A 2,917-nucleotide genomic window follows, 5' to 3' on the forward strand; every position below is an offset into this window, starting at 1 on the left:
CTGCGGCACGCACCGGCTCGCGCGGCGGCTGCGCACCGGGCATGCGCGCCGGAAAGCCGGGGCGTTGCGACATCAGCGGGGCTCGTCCTGCGAGCCCGGTGGGCTCTTGTCGCCCTGCGCGAGCGCGGCGGCCTGCGCCCAGTGGCGCAAGGCGTCGTGGTCGGTGAGGTCGACCTTCAGCGGCGTCACGGCCACGTGGCCCTGCAGGGTGGCGTGGAAGTCCGTGCCATCGGCATCATCCTTGGCGGCGCCGGCGCCGCCGATCCAGTACATCACCTCGCCGCGGGGGCTGGTCTGCGAAATGACCTTCTCGGCGGCATGCCGCCGGCCGAGCCGGCATACCTTGAACGGCTTCAACTCGCCGTGCGGCTTGTTGGGAATGTTGACGTTCAGCAGCCAGGGCGGCGCGTCCTGTGCGTGCTGGGCCAGCAGCGACTGCACCAGCTCGCGCGCCTTGCGCGCCGCGTCGTCCAGGTGCGCCCAGCCCTTTTCCACCTGGGAGAACGCGATGGCCGGAATGCCGAACAGGTAGCCCTCCATCGCCGCGCCCACGGTGCCGGAGTAGATGGTGTCGTCGCCCATGTTGGCGCCGTTGTTGATGCCGCTGACCACCAGGTCCGGCCTGTAGTCCAGCAGGCCGGTGAGCGCGATGTGCACGCAGTCGGCCGGCGTGCCGTTCACGTAGCGGAACCCGTTGGCCGCGATGTTCACCGACAGCGGCGCGTTCAGCGTGAGCGCGTTGGACTTGGCGCTGTTGTTGTGCTCGGGCGCGACCACTTCGACATCGCCCAGGTCGCGGATCGCCTCGTACAGCGCGACGATGCCCGGCGCCTGGTAGCCATCGTCGTTGGAGAGGAGGATTTTCATGGAGGGGTGGAGTTTTTTTATTGTAGGGCTGGCGGTCGCCGCAGAGACAGACACGCCGCACGTGCTGCCTATGATTGGGCACTTTTGCATGGAGTGGTGACGATGCACGCTTGGATTTGCGACAACCCCACCGGCGTCGACGCGCTGCAATGGAAGGAACTGCCCACGCCCGAGCCCAAGGCGGGCGAGGTGCTGGTGGAGATCAAGGCGGCGAGCCTGAACTTCCCCGACCTGCTGATCGTGCAGAACAAGTACCAGTTCAAGCCGCCGACGCCCTTCGTACCGGGATCGGAATACGCGGGCGTGGTCGCCGCGGTGGGCGACGGCGTGACGCAGCTGAAGGTCGGCCAGAACGTGGCCTGCCTGTCGGGCACCGGCGGCTTCGGCAGCCACACCATCGCGCAGGCCTCGCTGTGCGTGCCGCTGCCGCCGGGCTTTCCGCACGTGGACGCGGCGGCCTTCATCATGACCTATGCCACCTCGCACCACGCCCTCGTCGACCGCGCGCAGCTGAAGGCGGGCGAAACGCTGCTGGTGCTGGGCGCGGCGGGCGGCGTGGGCACCGCGGCCATCCAGATCGCCAAGGCGGCTGGCGCGCACGTGATCGCCGCCGCCTCCACCGACGAGAAATGCGCGCTGTGCAAGTCGATGGGCGCCGACGACACCATCAACTACAGCGTGCACACGGTGCCCAACGCCTTCCGCGACGCGGTGAAGGCGGCCACCGGCGGCAAGGGCCCGGACGTGATCTACGACCCGGTGGGCGGCGAGTTCACCGAGCCGGCGTTCCGCTCGATCGCCTGGCGCGGCCGCTACCTGGTGGTGGGCTTCGCCGCCGGCCCCATCCCCAACCTGCCGCTGAACCTGCCGCTGCTCAAGGGCGCCTCCATCGTCGGCGTGTTCTGGGGCGACTTCGCGCGGCGCGAGCCGAAGAACAACGCGGCCACATTGGTCGAACTGGCGCAGTGGTATGCGCAGGGCAAGATCAAGCCGGTGATCGACCGCACGATGCCGATGGCGGAGTTGAAGGACGCATATGCGCACATGGCGTCGCGCTCGGTGATGGGGAAGCTGGTGATGGTGAACTGAGGGTTCGCGCGAACGCCCGGGCCCTCCAAATGAAAACCCGGTGCCGCGAGGCAACCAGGTTTTGTTATTGGCCTGGTGCAAGGTCTCGAACCATTGCTCGTTCAGGTGCTCGTCCCTGAACTTGCCGTTGAAGCTCTCGATGTAGCCGTTTTGCATGGGCTTGCCTGGCTCGATCAGGATGTGGCGGATCCCGTGGGTGTTGGCCCAGCCCATGAAGGCCCTGCTGGTGAACTCGGGGCCATTGTCGGTGGGTACCGCCAGTGGGTAGCCGCGGAAGACGGCCGCGCGATCCAGCACACGGGTCACGTACAGGCCCAAGATGCCCCAGTCCACCGCGATGTCCACGCACTCGTGGCTGAAGTCGTCGGCCACGGTCAGGATCGCCCATGGGTCAGCTGAGAATGAGTTGAAGCACGTGCTTCATGTACACGGTCTCCTCATCAGGAGTGTGGCAGCCCAACAGCTGTTTTGCACAACGCGGTTACGCTGATTGACGCAGCAGACGCTGCACTTGGTCGAGCAAGTTAAGGCCGTCGAGGGGTTTCACCACGTGCAGGTCAAACCCCGCCGCGCGGCTGCGGGCGTGGTCCCGCGGCGAGCCGTAGCCCGAGATGGCCACCAAGAGCGTCGTGGCCAGTCGCGGTTCCATGCTGCGCAGCCGCTTGGCCACTTCCAAGCCATCGAGGCCGGGCAGGCCGATGTCAATCAGCGCGACGTCGAACGCCTCCGCGGTTGCCCGCTCCAGGGCCTGTAGCCCGTCCACAGCTTCGGTTACTCGGTGTCCTGCGCCTTCCAGCACTTGACGCAGCATCATCCGACCGTCCTCGTTGTCTTCGACTAGTGTGGTGCGCGCCTCTGTTCTGTACTTATCGTGAGATCGCAGCCAATGCAGCCTTGGCTCTGGTGACCTTGGCCAGGATGTCCGAAGCACTGGCTGTCCAGATGAATGGTTTGGGGTTGT

General features: G+C 66.5%; 3 protein-coding genes and 1 pseudogene. 1 reads left to right on the forward strand and 3 read right to left on the reverse strand.

Annotated elements, in window-relative coordinates; all coding sequences use genetic code 11:
- Positions 1 to 72: 72 nt before the first annotated feature.
- Positions 73 to 867 (reverse strand): 5'/3'-nucleotidase SurE, encoded by a 795-nt coding sequence (gene surE, locus H0U68_RS06275; protein ID WP_296353735.1) that lies wholly within the window; start codon positions 865 to 867, stop codon positions 73 to 75.
- 102 nt (positions 868 to 969) lie between these two features.
- On the opposite strand from surE, the gene H0U68_RS06280 reads away from it, so the two are divergent.
- Entirely contained in the window at positions 970 to 1,956 is a 987-nt protein-coding gene (locus tag H0U68_RS06280) for an NADPH:quinone oxidoreductase family protein (RefSeq protein ID WP_296353737.1), read from the forward strand.
- A gap of 69 nt (positions 1,957 to 2,025) precedes the next feature.
- On the opposite strand, the pseudogene H0U68_RS06285 reads toward H0U68_RS06280, so the two are convergent.
- Together H0U68_RS06285 and H0U68_RS06290 are read right to left on the reverse strand one after the other, a co-directional pair.
- Positions 2,026 to 2,334: pseudogene (locus tag H0U68_RS06285) on the reverse strand (integrase core domain-containing protein); the annotation flags it as partial.
- 103 nt (positions 2,335 to 2,437) lie between these two features.
- On the reverse strand, positions 2,438 to 2,848 hold the full coding sequence (locus tag H0U68_RS06290; protein ID WP_296353739.1) for a response regulator: 411 nt from the start codon (positions 2,846 to 2,848) through the stop codon (positions 2,438 to 2,440).
- Positions 2,849 to 2,917: the final 69 nt, after the last annotated feature.

The organism is Ramlibacter sp. (genome assembly GCF_013697775.1).
In the GTDB taxonomy this organism is placed as follows: domain Bacteria; phylum Pseudomonadota; class Gammaproteobacteria; order Burkholderiales; family Burkholderiaceae_C; genus Ramlibacter.